This is a genomic window from Leptospira yasudae (assembly GCF_003545925.1).
Lineage (GTDB): Bacteria > Spirochaetota > Leptospiria > Leptospirales > Leptospiraceae > Leptospira > Leptospira yasudae.
In genome coordinates, this window is sequence record NZ_QHCU01000021.1 from 1 (window position 1) to 1,021 (window position 1,021).

Consider the following 1,021-nt stretch of genomic DNA (forward strand, 5'->3'; position numbering starts at 1 on the left):
ACCAAATTCCCATTCGAATCCACATACGCAAATTCACCAAACGCGTTACCAGCCAGGTTGTTTAGATAAATATTTGCCTGACCCAAAAACTGACTCAATTTGCTCGTAGGATCGATCGAACCGTTGTTCGTTCCATACACCATCGGTGATTCATGGATCGCATCCCGCAATGCCGTGTTCGGAAGTTTGTTTTCATCTGGATGTGGATATGCTTCGTTGTGGATGATTCCCATCACGTCGTTCGCAAGTTTGATCGCCGCATCCAACTGCGCTCCGTCCAAGTTACCTTTCTTGATCTCGCTCGACAACTGGCTCATCGCTTCCGCAAACTTCTCAGGACTCAGCCCCATCTGGCTCGCAAGACCCTTCAGATATTCGCTCTTGTTCACGATGTTCGGATCGCTCGCTACATCAAGTTCCTTACCCGCTCTCAGTGCATCCTGAGCCTTCATCTTTGCGTCCATCACCTGTTGAGCGTTCATATAGTTAAAGTCTTGAGCCCAAGTGTTGCTTACCTGAACTCCGCTCCAACTTCCCGTGTTTACGTTGTATGATACGCTCGCTGCTTGGTTACCCAGTATGTCCGCTCCGAACGTGATATTACCGTCCCCGGTAAGCGTGATAGAGCCGCCCGCTCCTAACGCATTCTTTCCACCACCGCAATTCGTTCCCTTTACGTCGCAGCCAAAGCCTGCAAAGATCCCAGGGGGTTGGCTGTGATCCGTACTAAAGCTCACTCCTACGTTCGTACCATACTCCTGTCCCATTCCAAGGCTGCCGCTCGTATGACCGCTTTCAACATTGTAGCTCAGGTTCACGAATCCGCCCGTGTTGAAGATCTGCCCTCCAAGATTGATGTTGATTCCGCTTCCTGGAGCAAACGAGATCCCTCCGTTAAACGTAGAACTTCCAACTCCGAATCCGCCTCCCCAACCGTTTGCTTGCGCGCCGCTCATTCCCCGGTCGATTAAGTCACTAAGCGTATTTAACTTTTGTTCAGGGGTATAGCTGATATAGCCGG

Annotated in this window: 1 protein-coding gene; it reads right to left on the reverse strand. The window is 50.5% G+C overall.

Annotated features, from left to right (window positions below):
- On the reverse strand, positions 1 to 1,013 hold a 1,013-nt coding region (locus DLM76_RS21385), incomplete at its 3' end, for a TIGR04388 family protein (RefSeq protein ID WP_346725449.1).
- Positions 1,014 to 1,021 lie beyond the last annotated feature (8 nt).